Genomic DNA, 18,549 nt, shown 5'->3' on the forward strand with positions numbered 1-18,549 from the left:
CTACTCTCGGCGGCTCTCTACGCGCGTTGGAGCTGCTCGGCGCCGGAAATTCCACTCCGGCAGGCATCCTCGTCGTCCGCACAGCGCACCGAGAGGTACGAGCCGACCCCTATCTGCGCGAAGTTCCGCAGACTGTCCGTGCCCGGCTCGAAGTACCCGCCGTGTCCCACCGCGTCGGCCGCGGACAGCAGCCGGGCACCGAACTCGGGAGCCACCGGGTCGGCACCGTGCCCCAGGCCGCCGACGTCCATGTGCGGCACGCCCGCGATCCAGTCGTCTGCGTCGCGCATCGCCCACACCCTCGCGCGCGTGCCCAGTGCGGACACGTTCTCGGCACGCATCCCCGGACTACCGGCCACCGCGATGTCGGCGACCCGCGCCGGCAGCCGCGACGCCGCGACGCCGCACACCACGGAGCCGTAGCTGTGGCAGAACAGGGAGACCGGCGACCGCCCGGGCAGCGCGTTCGTCAGGTCCACGAGCCGTACAGCACCCTCCGCGGCGAGTCTCCCTGTCGCCGCGTCCATGCCGACCCCGGTGGGAGCGGTGTAGTCCCCCCAGGCGATCACGGCGGTACGCGTCGAGGGCGCCGCGCTGCGCTCCGCCGCGTACAGCGACTCCGCCATGCCGACGGGGGCCGTGTACTTCCGGGCGGTCCTCTGGAAGGTGAGCAGGTTCGTGTCGACCCCCGGCACGATCACGGAGACCCGCTCGGCCCGCTCCAGATCGCCGAACACCTCGGCGGCACGCCCCTTCCCCGAAGGGTCGAAGGCGAGGATCTGCCGGTCGGCCCGCATCAGGGCGGCGAACCGGTGCGCCCTCCTGATCGCCTCCTTGCGACCCTCCGCCGAGAGCCTCCGGTCGTCGACCCGCCCCCGTTCGGCGGTGAGTGCCCGGCCGAGCGCGTACCGGTTGGCCCGGTAGCGCAGGCCGACCGGTGCGCCGTCGAGGTTGCCCACGACCAGCGGGTACTCGGCGGCGAGCCGTTCGCGCTGGGACGTGCTCAAGGAGGCGAAGAACGCACTCAGGACGCCGGGCGGGGACGTGGGCTCCGGGAGAGGCCGCTGGTCTATCCATCCGGTTCGCCATGAGGTCAGGGCCGTGTCGCGCGACACCTCCATGGCGTCGTGCGGGTGCTTCAGCGCACTCCAGCCGGTGGTCGCGAGGAGAACGAAGACCACCGCGAGGGCGAGCAGCGTGCGCCAGACGGTGAGCGTGGGGGAGGCAATGAAGGAAGTCACTACGAGACACCCTAGGAGAGGACGAAGGGCGTCCGTGGCGGGCGTGACGCACGTCACGCTTCAAGGGGGACCGTGTCGGGTAATCCGGACGATCCGCCGACCGTCTCAGGGTCCTTGCGCGTCCCGGTGAGCGGCTACTGGCCTTGGTCGTCCTCGACCGGCGCCGCTTGCGCGCGAGGTGCGCGGTCCCGTGCACGGCCCCAGTCGGCGGCCAGGGCCGGGCCGAGATGGTCCAGGTACGTCTCGGTGATCGCCCGGATCGCCTCCAGGCTGGTGTCACCGGTACGCACCCACAGCTGTCCGGTGATCCGCATGACGCCGCTGAAGGCGGCCACGGCCACCCGGGGCCGCGGGTCGGCGTCCACGTCCAGGCCCTCCCGGTCGGCGATCAGCCGGGCGATGTTCTCCTCCATCTCGATGGAGCGGCGCAGGTGGACGGCGAGGAGTGCGGGTGTGCACTCGATCACCCGGAACATGCCGAGATAGAGCTCGAGCGGGACCAGTGCCGTGATCGTCTCGCCGATGGTGTCCCAGGCGTCGAGGACGGCACTGCGCAGCGCGTCGAACGGGGCCTCCTCGGCGGGCCGGGCGCGAAGTCCCTCCAGGAAGCGCTCCTCGACGGTGTCCTGGATGGCGAAGGCCACTTCCTCCTTGCTGGTGAAGTAGCGGAAGAAGGTGCGCTGCGAGACGTCGACGGCATCGGTGATCTCGTCGACGGTGGTCTGCTCGTACCCCTGCGTCGTGAACAGTTCGAGCGCGGTGCGCAGCAGGGCGTCCCGGGTGCGCTGCTTCTTCCGTTCGCGCAGCCCGGTGGCAGAGCCCGTAGCGGTCGGCTGCTCAACCGTCACTTGTTGGTCCTCGTTTCGCCTCTTCTGCCAGCTCAGCCTATCTGTGAGCGACGTGACAGTTACCGTCGTGTGAATTGCTTTGTCAATTGTCAGCGACTGACACTAGCCTCGCCGTATGACTAGTCAGACCACCATCGAAAAGGCGCCGCAAGCTCCCGAGCCGGCGTCCGCACCGGCCAAGGGGCTGCGGGGGCACCCTTGGCTGACGCTCTTCGCCGTGGCGGTCGGTGTGATGATGGTCGCGCTCGACGGCACGATCGTCGCCATCGCCAACCCCGCGATCCAGCGAGACCTGGGCGCCACGCTCGCCGATGTCCAGTGGATCACCAACGGCTACCTCCTCGCCCTGGCCGTCGCGCTGGTCACGGCCGGCAAGCTCGGTGACCGCTTCGGCCACCGCCAGACCTTCCTCATCGGCATAGCCGGCTTCGCGGTGTCGTCCGCCGCGATCGGCCTGTCCGACTCGATCTCCCTGGTCATCACCTTCCGTGTGCTCCAGGGGCTCTTCGGTGCCCTGCTGATGCCAGCCGCGCTGGGGCTCCTGCGGGCCACCTTCCCGGCCGAGAAGCTGAACATGGCGATCGGTATCTGGGGCATGGTCATCGGCGCCTCGACCGCCGGTGGCCCGATCGTCGGCGGCCTGCTCGTCGAGCACGTCAGCTGGCAGTCGGTGTTCTTCATCAACGTGCCGGTCGGCCTCCTCGCGCTCGCGCTCGGCCTGGTGATCCTCAAGGACCACCGTGCGGAGAACGCGCCGCGCTCCTTCGACATCCTCGGCATCCTCCTGCTGTCGGGCGCCATGGCGTCCCTGATCTGGGGAATCATCAAGGCCGGCGAGAGCTGGGGGTGGGGCCACCTCTACACGTGGTTCTTCCTGATCCTCGCCCTCGTGCTGTTCGTGGTGTTCGCCGTCTGGGAGAACAACGCCAAGGAGCCGCTCATCCCGCTGGGGATGTTCCGGTCGATCCCGCTCTCCGCTGGTGTCGTGCTCATGATTCTCATGGCGTTCGCGTTCATGGGCGGGCTGTTCTTCGTGACGTTCTACCTCCAGGGCGTGAAGGAGCTGAGCCCGGTCGACAGCGGTCTGCGACTTCTGCCGCTGACGGGCATGATGATCGTCTCCTCGCCGCTGGCGGGTGCCCTGATCACCAAGTTCGGCCCGCGGATTCCGCTGGTGGGCGGCATGGTCTGCACGGCCGTCGCCATGTTCGGCATGCTTTCCCTCACGCCCGAGAGCGGCACGCTTGCCACGTCCCTGTGGTTCGCCGTCCTGGGTCTGGGCCTCGCGCCGGTGATGGTCGGCGCCACCGAGGTGATCGTCGGCAACGCCCCGTTGGAGCTGTCCGGTGTGGCCGGCGGTCTCCAGCAGGCCGCCATGCAGGTCGGTGGCGCGCTGGGTACGGCGGTGCTCGGCGCGGTCATGTCGTCCAAGGTCAGCAGTGAGTTCCCGGCCAACTGGAAGGAAGCGGGCATTCCGACCCCGCCCGCTCCGGGCCTGGAGCAGGCGGCGGAGTTCGGCATGGTTCCGCAGGAGCTGGCCAAGGCGCCCGGCATGACCCCGGAGGGTCTCGCCGCGATCAGCAAGGTCATCCACGACACGTTCATGTCCGGCATGGGTCTGGCCTTCATGGTCGCCGGTGTCGTGGCCGTCGTGGCCGCGGCCGTCGCCATGCTCACGAAGCGCGGCGCGAACGCGGAGGCGGGGGCGGGCGGCGCCCACATCTGACCCCCTCCCACCGTCGGCACGTCGTCCGACACCGCGGGCCCCGGCGCAGAACCTGCGCCGGGGCCCGCTGCCATCACTCGTCCGGGTGGACCGGCCGGTAACCCCTTCCGCTCCGACGGTCACAGAAAGTAAAACTGTGGCAAGCGCTCGACACGGAGCGTGACGAAACGGGGGTTGATCACCATGCGTATGACGCACACGAAGAACAAGACCATCCTCACCGCTACCGGGCTGGCCCTCACCGCGATCGCGGCCACGGCCCTGGCCGCCGCGGGACCCGCCGACGCCGCACCACGGAACTTCGGCCCCTGCGAATCAGGACGCCTGTGCCTGTGGGAGAAGGAGGAGTTCAAGGGCAAGCGACACACCTACGAGCTGGCCGGAACCGACATCGAGAGCTGTATCGCCCTGCCGGACGGCACAGCAGCCGCCGCGCTGGTCAACCGCACCGGACGGCCTGTCACCACGTACCAGTCCGCGACATGCGCCGAGACCGGCGAGTTCGAAACCTATCCGGGCGGCGGCACCTGGGTGCCGCGATCGCCCTACCAGGTCCGCGCCTTCAAGATCTGGGAGAACTGACCCCACTGTCGGCGCCGTCGCCCGCCACTGACCCGCCCTCGGCGGGCAGCGACTCACCGGACCGCCCGGCCGGCACCGACGGCACGCCTTCCGGCACCGACGGCACGGGGCCTTCCGGCGCCGAAGACCCCGCGGCCGCAGCCGGCCCCCACGTCGGCACGGACGCTCCCAGCGGTGCGGGGACGTCTCCCACGGACACCGCACGTCCCGCGGGTGCGGCGCCTCCGTCCGGTGTGGGGCCCTGCGAGAGGCGGGCGACCTCCACCCGCAGTTCGCGGACCTCATGGGTGAGCGCTTCGAGGAGCGCCGTCCGGCGGCGCTCCTCCGCGTCGTCCCGCTCGAAGCGGGCGATGAACCAGGCCGCGATGTTCGCGGTGACCACACCCAGCAGGGCGATGCCCGACAGCATCAGCCCCACCGCCAGCAGCCGCCCCAGCCCCGTCGTCGGCGCGTGGTCGCCGTAGCCGACGGTCGTCATCGTCGTGAACGACCACCACACCGCGTCGCCCAGCGTCTTGATGTTCCCGCCGGGCGCATCCCGCTCCACATGCAGCACCGCGAGCGAACCGAACATCATCAGGCCCACCACCGAGCCCACGACGTACGTCGTCAGCGTGATCTGCGACGCCATCCGGGCCCGGCGCCCCACCAGCAGCAGCGTCGAGACCAGCCGCAGCAGCCGCAGCGGCTGGATCAGCGGCAGCACGACCGCGAGGAGGTCCAGCCAGTGATGCCGTACGAACAGCCACCGCGACGGCGCGAGGGCCAGTCGCACGACGTAGTCCAGGGCGAAGGCGCCCCACACCAGCCACTCCACCGCCGTACATACGGCGAGCACCCAAGGGTCCGCCTCCGTCGCCACGATCGAGACGGCGTAGGCGACACCGAAGGCCACGGCCAGCGCCAGCAGCGGCCTCTGCGTGCGCTCTTCCCAGCGGACCTGCGGCGTCTGTTGCTTCATGCCGGGCATATTAGGGCGGCGCCGCAGGGAGAAATCGCCCCGGACCGGGGCCCGGGCGGACGGAGAGCCCGCCCGGGCCGCCGAGAGTTACGCGTCGCCGCCGGCCGGACCGGGGTCGGCCGCGGAGACGTCCAGCAGCCGGTACCGGTCCACCGCCTGCTTCAGGACCGAGCGGTCCACCTTCCCGTCCCGGGCCAGCTCGGTCAGCACCGCCAGGACGATCGACTGGGCGTCGATGTGGAAGTAGCGGCGGGCAGCGCCCCGGGTGTCGGCGAAACCGAAGCCGTCCGCGCCGAGCGAGGTGTACGCGCCCGGCACCCAGCGCGAGATCTGGTCCGGCACGGACCGCATCCAGTCGGAGACGGCCACGAACGGTCCCTCGGCGCCGGAAAGCTTCCGCGTCACGTACGGAACGCGCTGCTCCTCCTCCGGGTGAAGCAGGTTGTACTCCTCCGCCTCGACCGCGTCGCGGCGAAGCTCGTTCCACGACGTCGCCGACCACACGTCGGCCTTGACGTTCCACTCCTCGGCGAGGATGCGCTGGGCCTCCACGGCCCACGGAACGGCCACACCGGACGCCATGATCTGCGCGGGGATGCTCCCCGCCTCGCCGGTCCTGAAGCGGTGGATGCCCTTGACGATGCCCTCGACGTCCACGTCCGCCGGCTCGGCGGGGTGCTGGATCGGCTCGTTGTAGACGGTGAGGTAGTAGAAGACGTCCTCCCCGTGCGGGTGCTCCTCCGTCGCGCCGTACATGCGCTTCAGGCCGTCCTGCACGATGTGGGCGATCTCGTAGCCGAACGCCGGGTCGTACGCGACGCAGCCCGGGTTCGTCGACGCCAGGAGCTGGGAGTGGCCGTCCGCGTGCTGCAGGCCCTCACCGGTCAGCGTCGTTCGGCCGGCGGTCGCACCCAGCACGAAGCCGCGCGCGAGCTGGTCGGCCATCTGCCAGAACTGGTCGCCGGTCCGCTGGAAACCGAACATCGAGTAGAAGACGTACACCGGGATCAGCGGCTCGCCGTGCGTGGCGTACGCCGAGCCGGCCGCGATCAGCGACGCCGTGCAGCCCGCCTCGGAGATGCCGTCGTGCAGCATCTGGCCCGTGGGCGACTCCTTGTACGCGAGGAGCAGCTCGCGGTCCACCGCCTCGTACTGCTGACCCAGCGGGTTGTAGATCTTGGCGCTCGGGAAGAACGAGTCCATACCGAAGGTCCGGTACTCGTCCGGCGCGATCAGCACGAACCGCTTGCCGATCTCCTTGTCCCGCATCAGGTCCTTGAGCAGGCGGACGAACGCCATCGTCGTCGCGATCGACTGCTGGCCGGAGCCCTTCTTGACCGCCGCGTACGTCTTGTCGTCCGGCAGTGTCAGCGGCTTCGACCGCACGACTCGGGTCGGCACATACCCGCCCAGCGCCTTGCGCCGGTCGTGCATGTACTGGATCTCCTCCGATTCGCGACCAGGGTGGTAGTACGGCGGCAGACCGGACTCCAGCTGGCTGTCGGAGATCGGCAGGTGCAGCCGGTCCCGGAAGCGCTTGAGGTCGTCGACCGTCAGCTTCTTCATCTGGTGCGTGGCGTTGCGGCCCTCGAAGTTCGGGCCCAGCGTCCAGCCCTTGATCGTCTTGGCCAGGATCACCGTCGGCTGGCCCTTGTGGGCGCGGGCCGCCGCGTAGGCGGCGTAGATCTTCCGGTGGTCGTGACCGCCGCGGCCCAGGTGCAGGATCTGGTCGTCGGACATGCCCTCGACCATGGCCCGCAGCCGGTGGTCGTCACCGAAGAAGTGCTGGCGGATGTACGCGCCGGACTCGGTGGCGTACGTCTGGAACTGGCCGTCCGGCGTGGTGTTCATCTTGTTGACCAGGATCCCGTCCCGGTCCTGCGCGAGCAGCGGGTCCCAGGACCGGTCCCAGATCAGCTTGATCACGTTCCAGCCGGCGCCGCGGAAGACGGACTCCAGCTCCTGGATGACCTTGCCGTTGCCGCGCACCGGGCCGTCGAGGCGCTGGAGGTTGCAGTTGACGACGAAGGTCAGGTTGTCCAGACCCTCGCGGGCGGCCAGGGTGAGCTGGCCCAGCGACTCCGGCTCGTCCATCTCGCCGTCGCCGAGGAACGCCCACACATGCGACTGGGAGGTGTCCGCGATCCCCCGCGCCTCCATGTAGCGGTTCATCCGGGCCTGATAGATCGCCCCCAGGGGGCCGAGGCCCATGGAGACGGTCGGGAACTCCCAGAAGTCGGGCATCAGCCGCGGGTGGGGATACGACGACAGGCCGTTGGGGTACTTCGACTTCTCCTGGCGGAAGGCGTCGAGCTGGGTCTCGTTCAGCCGGTCCAGAAGGAAGGCGCGGGCGTAGATACCGGGAGAGGCATGGCCCTGGAAGAAGATCTGGTCGCCGCCGTCGCCGCCGTCCTTGCCCCGGAAGAAGTGGTTGAAGCCCACGTCGTACAGGGACGCCGAGGAGGCGAACGTGGCGATGTGGCCGCCCACGCCGATGCCGGGACGCTGCGCGCGGGAGACCATCACGGCCGCGTTCCAGCGGGTCGCGTTGAGGATCTTGCGCTCGATCTCCTCGTTGCCGGGGAAGAACGGCTCGTCCCTGGTGGCGATGGTGTTGACGTAGTCCGTGCTGCGCATCTCGGGCACGGCCACGCGCTTCTCGCGGGCCCGCTCGATCAGGCGCAGCATCAGGTAGCGGGCCCGCTCGCGGCCCCGCTCGTCGACCGCGGCGTCGAGGGAGTCGAGCCATTCCTGGGTCTCTTCCGGATCGAAGTCCGGGACCTGGCTGGGAAGGCCGCCAATGATGATCGGGTTGCGATCGGATGCGGAAGCCACGCTGTTCCTTCGCTGTTCGATGTGCCTACGGGGGATGACGTGCGAGGTGCCGTGTGGGCCGGAGTGGTGCGTGTGTGCGGAGTGTCAGCTTTGCGGTCGCGCCGCCACCATCGTGTACCCCTCGGGCCCGTACGTCATCTCTACCGAGGGGTAACCCGCCCGGTTCGCCCAGGGCGTCACCGGCCCTTTCCGGGGCCGGCGCCGCCCCCGCCCCCGGCCGGGACGAATCGCAACCTCACGCCCGAGTCGATCATGCGTTCCGGCCGGTGGTTCGCCCATGCGAACGAGGGTCTCCGGGTACTCGACGCATACAACGCCCTAAAGTGGGTCAATAGGTGTGGTGTACGTCACGGAGCCGAGGGTGGAGGTGCCTGGAGTTGCGGCAGGACGGCCCCAAAAGTCACCGTTTCGGCGGTCTAGGTCGCCGGGTACTTGCGCGATCCGCCCAGCACGTGTGGACTACGCCCAATGCCACGCGTACGCGCGCGGCTGAAGCACTTTCCAAGACATGATCAGGAGGCAAGCCGTGAGCGCGACCGCGGACCACGCGGAGGAGCGGACCAACCCGGCCGCAAGGCTGGGGTTCGAGCCCGGACAGGTGGTCCAGGAGATCGGCTACGACGACGATGTCGAGCAGGAGCTCCGTGAGAGCATCGAGGCTGTAATCGGCCAGGATCTCGTCGACGAGGACTACGACGACGTCGCGGACGTCGTCCTGCTGTGGTTCCGCGATGACGACGGCGACCTCACGGACGCGCTGGTCGACGCCATCGGCCTGATCGAGGAGGGCGGCCAGATCTGGCTCATGACGCCCAAGACCGGCCGTGACGGCTACATCGAGCCCAGCGACATCAACGAGGCCGCCCAGACCGCGGGCCTCTCCCAGACCCGGAGCATCAACGCGGGCAAGGACTGGGCCGGCAGCCGCCTGGTCAGCCCGAAGGCGGCCAAGTCCAAGCGCTGACCGCCGCTCCCCGCAGCCGTGGGGCCCCCGCCGATCCCGTCGGCGGGGGCCCAGTGCGTAGGGTGGGACCTCACCGGATCGGTCCACCGAAGGGAAGCGTTTGTCATGGCGATCGAGGTCGGCACGAAGGCCCCGGACTTCGAACTGAAGGACAACCACGGGCGCACCGTGCGGCTCGGCGACTACCGCGGCGAGAAGAACGTCGTGCTGCTCTTCTACCCGTTCGCGTTCACCGGCGTCTGCACGGGCGAGCTGTGCGCACTGCGGGACCAGCTGCCGCGGTTCGTCAACGAGGACACCCAGCTGCTCGCCGTGTCCAACGACTCCATCCACACCCTGCGCGTGTTCGGCGAGCAGGAGAACCTCGACTACCCGCTGCTGTCGGACTTCTGGCCGCACGGCGAGGTCTCCCGCGCCTACGGCGTCTTCGACGAGGAGAAGGGCTGCGCCGTGCGCGGCACCTTCATCATCGACAAGGACGGCGTCGTGCGCTGGACCGTCGTCAACGGGCTGCCGGACGCCCGCGACCTGAACGAGTACGTCAAGGCCCTCGAGGAGCTCTGACCCTCGCCGCTACGGGGCGAACCCGGATCCGAGGCGTGCGGGCGGGCCGTCATGGGTACGTCCGCCTGTGCACCCGGCACCGGTGGCTCTTGCGTCAAGAGCCTGCCCCCGACGGGAACCCGTCACTAGGATCCACTCGTTGATCCGATGCCAACGCACGACGGGGGCGCTGCCCCTGGAAAACCAATGGAGGGACTCGTGGGAGTCAGCCTCAGCAAGGGCGGCAACGTCTCGCTGACCAAGGCCGCGCCCAACCTGACCGCCGTCACCGTCGGTCTGGGCTGGGACGTCCGCACCACCACCGGTACGGACTTCGACCTGGACGCCAGCGCTCTGCTGCTGAACGCCGAGGGCAAGGTCGCCACCGATGGCAACTTCGTCTTCTTCAACAACCTGAAGAGCCCGGACGGTTCCGTCGAGCACACCGGCGACAACCTCACCGGTGAGGGCGAGGGCGACGACGAGCAGATCAAGGTCAACCTGGCGGCGGTCCCGGCCGACGTCGACAAGATCGTCTTCCCGGTCTCGATCTACGACGCCGAGAGCCGCCAGCAGTCCTTCGGCCAGGTGCGCAACGCCTTCATCCGGGTCGTGAACCAGGCCAACGACGATGAGCTGGCGCGCTACGACCTGAGCGAGGACGCCTCGACCGAGACCGCCATGGTCTTCGGCGAGCTGTACCGCCACGGTGCGGAGTGGAAGTTCCGCGCCATCGGCCAGGGCTACGCCTCGGGCCTGCGCGGTATCGCGCAGGACTTCGGTGTGAACGTCTGAGCCACGCCGAGTCTCCGTCCGGCGCCGCACGCGTCCGTGCGGCGCCGGACGCACCCTTTCCGCCGACACCGGGCGGTGCCGGGGGGCCGCACCACACGGACGCACCACACGCAGCACGTCACCGGGGAGGATCATCGTCATGGGCGTCACGCTCGCCAAGGGAGGCAACGTCTCCCTCTCCAAGGCCGCACCCAACCTGACCCAGGTACTGGTCGGACTCGGCTGGGACGCGCGCTCCACCACCGGAGCGCCCTTCGACCTCGACGCCAGCGCGCTGCTCTGCCAGTCCGGCAGGGTCCTCGGCGACGAGTGGTTCATCTTCTACAACAACCTGACGAGCCCCGACGGGTCCGTCCAGCACACCGGTGACAACCTCACGGGCGAGGGCGACGGCGACGACGAGTCGCTCATCGTGGACCTCACCAAGGTCCCCGCGCACTGCGACAAGATCATCTTCCCGGTCTCGATTCACGAGGCCGACAACCGCGGCCAGACCTTCGGGCAGGTCAGCAACGCGTTCATCCGTGTCGTCAACCAGGCCGACGGCCAGGAGCTGGCGCGCTACGACCTGAGCGAGGACGCCTCCACGGAAACGGCGATGATCTTCGGCGAGCTGTACCGGTACGGCGGCGAATGGAAATTCCGGGCCGTGGGTCAGGGGTACGCGTCGGGGCTGCGGGGCATCGCTCTAGACTTCGGGGTCAATGTTTCCTAAAGCTCGTCCCTGGGTTCGTTCAAGACCCGGCGCGCTGGGCGTGGAAGAGGCCCTTCCGCACGCTTCGCCCGGGGGGACCCCCAACACGATTGGGTAGCCAGTGGTTCTGAAAACCTTCGGCTGGTCGTTCGCCGTCACGGCGCTCGGCCTTGCCTTCGCGGCCTGGCAGTGGGGGTGGGAGGCGTTCGGGATCGTCCTGATCCTGTCGATCCTCGAGATCTCCCTGTCCTTCGACAACGCGGTCGTCAACGCCGGAATCCTGAAGAAGATGAATGCCTTCTGGCAGCGCATCTTCCTGACGATCGGCATTCTGATCGCGGTGTTCGGTATGCGACTGGTCTTCCCCGTCGTCATCGTCGCCATCAGCGCCAAGGTCGGGCCGATCGAGGCCGTTCAGCTCGCGCTCGACAAGCCGGGTCAGTACGAGGCCCTGGTCACCGACGCGCACGCGGCCATCGCCGCGTTCGGCGGCATGTTCCTGCTGATGATCTTCCTCGACTTCATCTTCGAGGAGCGCGAGATCAAGTGGCTCGCGTGGCTGGAGCGTCCGCTGGCCAAGCTGGGCAAGGTCGACATGCTGTCGGTCTGCATCGCCCTGATCGTCCTCCTCCTCAGCGCGGTCACGTTCGCCACCCAGGCGCACACCAGCACCGGCCACATGGACAAGTCGGCCACCGTGCTGCTCTCGGGTGTCGCGGGTCTGATCACGTACCTCGTCGTCGGCGGTCTCTCCGGCTACTTCGAGGACAAGCTCGAGGAAGAGGAGGAGCGCGAGCACGAGGAGGAGGAGAAGGCCAAGGCGGAGGGCAAGCAGGTCTCCATGGTCGGCCTGGCCGGCAAGGCGGCCTTCTTCCTGTTCCTCTACCTCGAGGTGCTGGACGCCTCGTTCTCCTTCGACGGTGTCATCGGCGCGTTCGCCATCACCAACCACATCTTCTGGATGGCGCTCGGCCTCGGTATCGGTGCCATGTACGTCCGTTCGCTCACGGTCTACCTGGTCCGCCAGGGCACCCTGGACGACTACGTGTACCTGGAGCACGGCGCCCACTACGCGATCGGTGCCCTCGCGGTCCTGCTGCTGATCACCATCCAGTACGAGATCAACGAGGTCATCACCGGCCTCATCGGTGTGTTCCTGATCGCGGCCTCCTTCCTGTCCTCGGTCCGCCGCAACAAGCTCCTCGCCGCCGAGGAGGGCAACGCCGAGGGCGGAACCGGGGAGAAGACCGAGGTCTCGTCCGGAGTGTGACCGTGTGACGACGACTGCATGAGTCAGGGGTGTGACCACTCCGGCTCTGCGGAACGCTTCTGAGCGGGGCGGCCGGGTGCTCCCGGCCGCCCCGTCGCGTATCCGACACACGGGCCCCGCACGGGCCCGGCACCTGGGGGTGGGGCATGGCCATCTGGGACAACCTGTTTTCCAACAGGGCGGCGCAGTTCGACTCGGGCAGCGCCGCGACCAACGCGATCGAGCTGACGAGGCGACGCCCCTCCGTCTCGCTCACCAAGCAGGGCGCCGCGACCGGCAACCTGCGCGTCAACCTCTCCTGGAAGATGCGCACCTCCGACATCGAGGGCAGGTCCCGGCAGAGCGGCCGGCTGCTGCGGCATCCCTTGAAGTTCTTCCAGCCGGAGCCCGTCCAGGCGCACACACAGGGCGTCGTCAACGTCGACCTGGACATCGGCTGCCTGTACGAACTCGCCGACGGCTCCAAGGGCGTCGTACAGCCGCTGGGCGGGTTCTTCGGCGACCTCAACGACCCGCCGTACGTGAAGCTCAGCGGGGACGACCGGTTCGGCTCGCCGTCCGGCGAGACCATCTTCGTCAATCTGGACCACCGCGACGACATCAAGCGGCTGCTGTTCTTCGTCTACATCTACGACCAGACACCGGCGTTCGACCGTACGCACGCCAAGATGACGCTCTACCCGAGCAATGGCCCGCGCATCGAGATAGAACTCGACGAGCGCGCCCCCGAGGCCCGTTCCTGCGCGGTGTTCCTGCTGGAGAACATCAAGGGCGAGCTGGTCGTCCGCCGCGAGGTGAAGTTCGTCTACGGCTTCCAGGGCGAGCTGGACCGGATGTACGGCTGGGGCATGCAGTGGGGACGCGGCTTCAAGGCCGGCAAGGTCTGAGACCGCCCGGAGACTGCCTGGCCCGACGGCCTGGCCCGCCCGACTCGGGCCGGCGACTTCGCCCGTCGGCGACTCGCCCCCGTCCCTCGACGTCCCAGGACGCGCCCTGCCCCTCGGCCCGTTGGCGTCAGGACCGCATGAACTGGGGCCCCATCGGCGGCAGCTGGAAGTGCGGGTCAGGAACCGCGGCCGCCGGGGCGGGTACCGGGTGCGGGTAGCCGTACGAGGGCTGCGCCGAAGAGGGCTGCGGGTAGCCGTAGGACGGCTGCGCCGAGCCCGGCTGCGGGTAGCCGTACGCGGGCGGGGCGATCGGCGCGGGCGGCACCGTGGGCGCCGTCGTCGGAGGAGGCGGCGTGGCGGGAACGGCAGGAGTGGCTGGGGCGGCCGGCACGGCCGACTGTGCGGCCGCGCCTGCGGGGACGGCCTGCGTGGCCGCGTCCGCGGGCATGGCCGTCGTGGCGTCCGGGTCCGTGTCCGGATCGGGGGCGGGGCGGCCCACCGATGCCCCCGATGCGGCGCCCTCCTCGTCGTCGACGGAGATGCCGAACGCCGTCGCGAGACCGATCAGCCCCGTCGGATAGCCCTGCGCCACGGCACGGAACTTCCAGCCGTCACCGCGGCGGTACAACTCGCCGCAGATGATGGCCGTCTCCTCGCCCGTCTCCGGCTTCACCTCGAACAGCGCCAGCGGCTCGGCACCGCCCGTCGCGTCCGCCGCGGCGTCGTAGAGCAGGATCCGCAGGTCCGGCACGTGGTCGAAGGTGTCGCCGTCCGAGGACGCCGCGATCACCACCTGGTCGACCGACGGGTCGAGGGCCGCCAGGTCCGCCTCGACCGTGTCGGTCAGGCCGTCGGACACACGCTTCTTGGACAGGCGGCGCACCAGGCCCGAAGGATGGCGCGGCTGGTTGTAGAAGACGAAGTCCTCGTCGTTACGCACCCGGCCGTCGCCGCCCAGCAGCAGGGCCGAGGCGTCCACGTCCGGCACCCCCGGGCCAGGGGTCCAGCACAGTACGGCCCGTACGGCCGCGGCGTCGAGAGGGACGTTCGAGCCCTTCAGCATCGCGTGCGTCATGCCCGCAATCCTGCCTGGCCCGCCACCGAACGGACAACGCGGGGGCCTCGCCCGGTATGGCGTCCTCGTCCGGGAAGCCTCGGGGTCACCTGACGTTCACGCACGAGGGGAACCGCCGACACCCGTCCTTACGTACTATTACCGGCCACATGTCATCAGGCCGTCACGGCAGACCGTCACGGCGTCGTCTCGGCAGTACGGGGAATCCGCATGCGTCATTTCGGGCACGTCTCGCCTGCTGTCCGTGCCGGGCTGTTCCATCAGGAGCCGTGCACGTTCGATGCCGCCTCGCCCGCACGTGTGCTCGCGGCCGCGCTGGGCGCCACGCTGTACAGCCCCGCCACCCGCCCCAGCCTCGCCGACGCCGTGTTCAAGCAGGTCGGACGGGGTGTCGTCTCGATGGTGCTCTGTCTGGAGGACTCCATCGACGACGGTGAGGTGACGGCGGCCGAGGAGAACCTGGTCGCCCAGTTCGCCGCCATCGACGCCAGAGCCGGCCGCGACGGCGACCCGCCGCTGCTCTTCATCCGCGTCCGGGAGCCCGGCCAGATCACCGACCTCGTCAAACGGCTCGGCCCCGCCGTGCGGCTGCTGTCCGGATTCGTACTGCCCAAGTTCACCGAACGCCGCGGTGGGCCCTTCCTGGAGGCCCTGGCCGAGGCGGAGAGCTGCCCCGAGACGGCGGCGGTTCTCGACGGCCGGCCGCTGTACGCGATGCCCGTGCTGGAGTCGCCCGAGCTGCTCCACCTGGAGACCCGCGCGGAGACCCTGGCCGGAATCGCCCGGTTCGTCGCCGCGCACCGCGAGCGGATCCTCGCCCTCCGCCTCGGCGTGACCGACTTCTGCTCGGCGTACGGGCTGCGCCGCTCGCCCGACATGACCGCGTACGACGTGCAGATCGTCGCCCATGTCATCGCGGACGTCGTCAACGTGCTGGGCCGCGCCGACGGCACGGGCTTCACCATCACCGGACCGGTGTGGGAGTACTTCCGCCTCCAGGAGCGCATGTTCAAGCCACAGCTGCGCCGCAGCCCCTTCATGGAGGGCCGCGCCGACGAACTGCGCACCGCGCTGATCGAGCACGACCTCGACGGACTGCTGCGCGAGATCGAACTGGACCGGGCGAACGGACTGCTCGGCAAGACCTGCATCCACCCGTCCCACGTCCAGCCCGTACACGCGCTGTCCGTCGTGAGCCACGAGGAGTACAGCGACGCCCGGGACATCCTGCGGCCGGAAAGGAACGGTGGCGGGGTGATGCGCTCGGCGTACACGAACAAGATGAACGAGGTGAAACCGCACCGCGCCTGGGCGGAGCGGACCCTGCAGCGCGCCGAGGTGTTCGGCGTCGCCAAGGCGGACGTGGGCTTCGTGGAACTGCTCGCGGCGGGGCTGGCCGGCTGAGAAGGCCGGCCGCTGGCCCGGCTCGCGGGACCGGCCCGCGGGGGCCGACCGGCGGACCGATCGGCCGGCCTGCCGACCCTGGCGGCGGAACCGATGGCTCCGAGAGAGAAGAGGGAAGTCATTCATACCGTGGTGTGGACGGGAACATGGGTCGCCGAGCGGCTCGGAGTCGAGCTGTCCGACGACCCGGAGCTGCGCGGCCTGCTCGGCCTGGCGCTGCGCCGGAACCCCAAGCGGGCGCACCTGCTCGTCTCCAACGTGCTCGGCAAACACGTGCCGCAGAGCCCGGCCGTGGTCCGGCGCTCTGGATACGAGCTGGGGCGGCGCGTCCGCGCGCTGCTGGGCGACCACGACGCGCGCCGCGCGGTCGTCCTCGGGTACGCGGAGACGGCGACCGGCCTCGGCCACTGCGTCGCCGACGGCCTCGCCGACGCCCCGTACCTGCACTCCACGCGCCGGCCCGTGGCCGGCGTCGCCCCGGCGGGCGGCTTCGAGGAGTCCCACTCCCACCACACCTCCCACCTCCTGCTGCCCGAGGACCCGAAGCTCCTCGCGGGCGACGGGCCGCTGGTGCTGGTCGACGACGAGTTCTCGACCGGCAACACGGTCCTCAACACCATCCGCGCCCTCCACGAGCGCTACCCGCGCGAGCGGTACGTCGTCGTGGCGCTCGTCGACATGCGCTCCGCCCAGGACCGCGGGCGGCTGGCCGACTTCGCCACCGAGATCGGCGCCCGCGTCGACCTCGTGACCCTCGCCGCCGGGACGGTACGGCTGCCGGACGACGTCCTGGAGCGGGGCCGCGCGCTGGTGGCCGCCCACGACGGCCCGCCGCGGGAGCGGCCCGCCGCGGCATGCCCGGCCGGCTCCGTACGGCGGGTGGAGCTGGGCTGGCCCGGCGGGCTGCCCGACGGCGGCCGCCACGGCTTCACGCCGGAGCACCGCGACCGCCTGAACGCCGCGCTCCCCGCGATGGCCGACCGCCTCGCCGGCGCGCTGCGCCTGACGGACGCCCCCGGCCCTGAGGCCGGGCGCCCGCGCGTGCTGGTCCTCGGCTGCGAGGAGCTGATGTACGCGCCGCTCGCGCTCGGCGCCGCCCTGGAGGAGCGGGTTCCGCAGGCCGACGTACGGTTCTCCACCACCACCCGTTCCCCCGTGCTCGCGGTGGACGACCCGGGCTACGCGATCCGCACCCGGCTCGTCTTCCCCGCCCACGACGACCCCGCCGACGGACCGGGCGACCGGTACGCGTACAACGTCGCGGGCGCCGGCTTCGACGCGGTCGTCCTCGTCGTCGACTCGGCCGCCGACACGCCCCGGCTGCACGCCGCCGACGGCCTGCTGGCCCAGCTCGCCGCGCACATACCGCACGTGGTGGTCGCCGTCGTCCCGTCGTACGTACCCGAAGCCCCGCGCGTACCGGCCGTACCGCACGTACCCGAAGCAGCGGTACCGCACGTACCCGAAGTGATCGACGCAGTCGACGAACCAAACGCAGTCGACGAACCCCACGCAGTCGACGGATCCCACGCACTCGACGAACCCGACGCACTCGACGTGCCCGAAAGGCAACCCGAACCCATGCTGCCCGACCCGCTGCGCGGACCCGCGTTCTCCTCCTACGCCCCGGACGAGGTCGGCTGGCTCCTCCAGGACCTCTCCGCCGTCGAACTGGAGGCGCCCACGGAGGAGCGCGAGGAGGCCATCCAGAGCGGCGGCGCCCACTACGCCGAGTCGCTGCCGGTCGAGTACCAGCCGAACGACCGTTACCAGCAGCTGTTCCTGGCCGCGCTCGACGCGTCCGCCGCCCGCATCGCCCGCGCCGTCGGCACGGTCACCGAGACGGTGCTCGCCGAGCGATCGCCACGCCCCGTGCTGGCGTCGCTCGCCCGGGCGGGAACGCCCGTCGGCGTCCTCATGCGCCGCTGGGCGCTGCACCGGCACGGCCTGGACCTCCCGCACTACGCGGTGTCCATCGTGCGCGGCCGCGGCATCGACACCAACGCCCTGCGCTGGCTGCGCCACCACCACAACGCCGCCGACGTCGTGTTCGTCGACGGCTGGACCGGCAAGGGCGCCATCACCCGCGAACTCGCCGCCGCCCTCGCCGACTTCCCGGACTTCGACCCGGAGATCGCCGTCCTCGCCGACCCCGGCTCCTGCGTCCGCACCTACGGCACGCGTGAGGACTTCCTCATCCCCTCCGCCTGCCTCAACTCCACGGTCTCCGGCCTGATCTCCCGTACGGTCCTGCGTGCCGACCTCGTCGGGCCGGACGACTTCCACGGCGCCAAGTTCTACCGCGAGCTGGCCTCCGCCGACGTCTCCGCGGACTTCCTCGACGCCGTGTCCGCCCACTTCGACCACGTCGCCCCCGCCGTCGACGAGGACGTCAAGGAACTCCTGGCGGCCGACCGCGTGCCGAGCTGGGAGGGCTGGGCGGCCGTCGAGCGGATCAGCGAGGAGTACGGCATCCACGACGTGAACCTGGTCAAGCCCGGCGTCGGCGAGACCACCCGCGTCCTGCTGCGCCGCGTCCCCTGGAAGGTCCTCGCCCGGCGCGGCGCAGGCCCCGACCTCGACCACGTACGCCTCCTCGCCGAACAGCGCGGCGTACCGGTCGAGGAGGTCGACGGCCTGCCGTACACCTGCGTCGGCCTGATCCACCCGAAGTACACGCGCGGCGCGACGGGCGCCGACGGCCGGGCGGTGACGGCACCGTGA

General features: G+C 70.0%; 15 protein-coding genes. 10 read left to right on the plus strand and 5 right to left on the minus strand.

Annotation, left to right across the window (positions count from 1 at the left end; translation table 11 throughout):
• Positions 1-17: 17 nt before the first annotated feature.
• Both ABEB09_RS23375 and ABEB09_RS23380 read right to left on the minus strand, forming a co-directional pair.
• Positions 18-1,241 (minus strand): alpha/beta hydrolase, encoded by a 1,224-nt coding sequence (locus ABEB09_RS23375; protein ID WP_345691864.1) that lies wholly within the window; start codon positions 1,239-1,241, stop codon positions 18-20.
• A gap of 134 nt (positions 1,242-1,375) precedes the next feature.
• On the minus strand, positions 1,376-2,089 hold the full coding sequence (locus ABEB09_RS23380) for a TetR/AcrR family transcriptional regulator (RefSeq protein WP_345691865.1): 714 nt from the start codon (positions 2,087-2,089) through the stop codon (positions 1,376-1,378).
• A gap of 115 nt (positions 2,090-2,204) precedes the next feature.
• Here ABEB09_RS23380 and ABEB09_RS23385 point away from each other — a divergent pair, with 115 nt between their 5' ends.
• Together ABEB09_RS23385 and ABEB09_RS23390 are read left to right on the plus strand one after the other, a co-directional pair.
• A complete protein-coding gene (locus ABEB09_RS23385; RefSeq protein ID WP_345691866.1) occupies positions 2,205-3,815 on the plus strand; it encodes an MFS transporter in 1,611 nt (536 codons plus the stop codon).
• 183 nt (positions 3,816-3,998) lie between these two features.
• A complete protein-coding gene (locus ABEB09_RS23390) occupies positions 3,999-4,397 on the plus strand; it encodes a peptidase inhibitor family I36 protein (RefSeq protein ID WP_345691867.1) in 399 nt (132 codons plus the stop codon).
• On the opposite strand, the gene ABEB09_RS23395 is transcribed toward ABEB09_RS23390, so the two are convergent.
• Both ABEB09_RS23395 and aceE read right to left on the minus strand, forming a co-directional pair.
• A complete protein-coding gene (locus ABEB09_RS23395) occupies positions 4,378-5,358 on the minus strand; it encodes a potassium channel family protein (RefSeq protein WP_380840803.1) in 981 nt (326 codons plus the stop codon). The genes ABEB09_RS23390 and ABEB09_RS23395 overlap by 20 nt on opposite strands.
• 87 nt (positions 5,359-5,445) lie before the next feature.
• Positions 5,446-8,193 carry a pyruvate dehydrogenase (acetyl-transferring), homodimeric type gene (aceE, locus tag ABEB09_RS23400; protein ID WP_345691869.1) on the minus strand — a complete coding sequence of 916 codons (2,748 nt, stop codon included), beginning with the start codon at positions 8,191-8,193 and terminating at the stop codon, positions 5,446-5,448.
• A 526-nt stretch (positions 8,194-8,719) separates the two neighbouring features.
• On the opposite strand from aceE, the gene ABEB09_RS23405 reads away from it, so the two are divergent.
• From ABEB09_RS23405 to ABEB09_RS23430, 6 genes are all read left to right on the plus strand, one after another.
• The gene (locus tag ABEB09_RS23405; RefSeq protein WP_345691870.1) at positions 8,720-9,157 is read left to right on the plus strand and encodes a DUF3052 domain-containing protein; all 438 of its coding nucleotides are present in this window, start codon (positions 8,720-8,722) and stop codon (positions 9,155-9,157) included.
• Positions 9,158-9,262: 105 nt separating this feature from the next.
• A complete protein-coding gene (locus tag ABEB09_RS23410) occupies positions 9,263-9,721 on the plus strand; it encodes a peroxiredoxin (RefSeq protein ID WP_345691871.1) in 459 nt (152 codons plus the stop codon).
• 198 nt (positions 9,722-9,919) lie between these two features.
• Positions 9,920-10,495 carry a TerD family protein gene (locus tag ABEB09_RS23415; protein WP_345691872.1) on the plus strand — a complete coding sequence of 192 codons (576 nt, stop codon included), beginning with the start codon at positions 9,920-9,922 and terminating at the stop codon, positions 10,493-10,495.
• 139 nt (positions 10,496-10,634) lie between these two features.
• Positions 10,635-11,210 (plus strand): TerD family protein, encoded by a 576-nt coding sequence (locus ABEB09_RS23420; protein ID WP_345691873.1) that lies wholly within the window; start codon positions 10,635-10,637, stop codon positions 11,208-11,210.
• Between the two features lie 100 nt (positions 11,211-11,310).
• Positions 11,311-12,459, plus strand: coding sequence for a DUF475 domain-containing protein (locus ABEB09_RS23425; RefSeq protein ID WP_345691874.1), 1,149 nt, complete (start codon positions 11,311-11,313; stop codon positions 12,457-12,459).
• 146 nt (positions 12,460-12,605) lie between these two features.
• Positions 12,606-13,346, plus strand: coding sequence for a TerD family protein (locus ABEB09_RS23430; protein ID WP_345691875.1), 741 nt, complete (start codon positions 12,606-12,608; stop codon positions 13,344-13,346).
• 127 nt (positions 13,347-13,473) lie between these two features.
• Here the strand turns inward: ABEB09_RS23430 and ABEB09_RS23435 are convergent, their stop codons facing one another.
• Entirely contained in the window at positions 13,474-14,421 is a 948-nt protein-coding gene (locus tag ABEB09_RS23435) for a TerD family protein (protein ID WP_345691876.1), read from the minus strand.
• Between the two features lie 210 nt (positions 14,422-14,631).
• Here ABEB09_RS23435 and ABEB09_RS23440 point away from each other — a divergent pair, with 210 nt between their 5' ends.
• Positions 14,632-15,825, plus strand: a complete 1,194-nt coding sequence (locus ABEB09_RS23440; RefSeq protein WP_345691877.1) for an HpcH/HpaI aldolase/citrate lyase family protein — start codon at positions 14,632-14,634, stop codon at positions 15,823-15,825.
• 93 nt (positions 15,826-15,918) lie between these two features.
• Positions 15,919-18,549 (plus strand): phosphoribosyltransferase, encoded by a 2,631-nt coding sequence (locus ABEB09_RS23445; RefSeq protein WP_345691878.1) that lies wholly within the window; start codon positions 15,919-15,921, stop codon positions 18,547-18,549.

It is taken from the genome of Streptomyces coeruleoprunus (genome assembly GCF_039542925.1).
GTDB lineage: Bacteria > Actinomycetota > Actinomycetes > Streptomycetales > Streptomycetaceae > Streptomyces > Streptomyces coeruleoprunus.